This is a genomic window from Actinomadura sp. 7K534, from assembly GCF_004348575.1.
In the GTDB taxonomy this organism is placed as follows: Bacteria; Actinomycetota; Actinomycetes; order Streptosporangiales; family Streptosporangiaceae; genus Spirillospora; species Spirillospora livida.
The window spans coordinates 1-992 of record NZ_SMKB01000505.1 but is presented as its reverse complement, the minus strand read 5'-3'; the positions used below and the strand labels follow the sequence as shown (position 1 = coordinate 992).

The 992-nt window shown below is 79.5% G+C and carries 1 protein-coding gene; it reads right to left on the bottom strand.

Annotated elements, in window-relative coordinates:
* A partial coding sequence (locus E1266_RS37430; RefSeq protein WP_243719395.1) for a ketoacyl-ACP synthase III occupies positions 1-992 on the bottom strand: 992 nt, incomplete at both ends.

Here is a 992-nt window from a genome sequence, read left to right as displayed (position 1 = left end):
GGGGAGTGCGGGTCGGGGGGAGGCCAGGCGACCAGCGCGCGGCCCCACGTCACGCCCGCACCGAAACCGGCGAGCAGGACCAGGTCCCCGGGCGCGATCCGGCCCTCCCGGACCGCCCGGTCCAGGGCGTAGGGGAGGCTCGCGGCGCCGATGTTGCCGACGTCGTGCCCGGCGATCATCAGCTGCGCCGGGTCCAGGCCCGCCTCGCCGGCCAGCGAGGCGACCAGCCGCGGGTTGGGCTGGTGCGGGACGACCAGCGCCAGGTCGGCGGGCTTGATCCCGGCGTCCTCGGCGGCGCCGGCCACCAGCCGCGGGAACACCCCGGTGATGAAGTCGCGCACCGCCCGCCCGTCCATGCGGATGGTGTGCCCGCGGCCCGCCACGGTCCCGGCGGTGGCGGGGGCGCGGCTGCCGCCGGCGGGGATGAGCACGTCCCCGGCGCGCGTGCCGTCCGACCCGAGCGTGACCGGCCCGATCCCGTGCGGCGCCGCGACCGGCCCGATCACCGCCGCCGCGGCGCCGTCGCCGAACAGCGCGGCGGTGGCGCGGTCGGCGGAGTCGAGGAACCGCGAGTACACCTCCACGCCGATGACCAGCGCGTACGGCGCGGGGTCGGGGCGGCCGGCCAGCCAGCCGACCGCGGCCGACAGCCCGTAGACGAACCCGGCGCAGGCGGCGGAGACGTCGAACGCGGCGGCGCGGCCCGCGCCCAGCAGCGCCTGCACGCGGCAGGCGGTGGAGGGGCCGAGCTCGTCGGGGGTGGAGGTGCCCAGGACGATCAGGCCGATGTCGGCGGCGGCCACCCCCGCCCGCGCGAGCGCGCGGTCCGCGGCGGCCGCGGCCAGGTCCGAGGACGCCTGCCCCGGGTCGGCGACGTGGCGGTTGCGGATCCCGGTGCGCTCCTCGATCCAGGACGGCCCGAGCCCCAGCGACCGGGACAGGTCCCCGCTGGGCACGCGCCGGGCGGGCAGGTACGACCCCGTGCCCCGGAT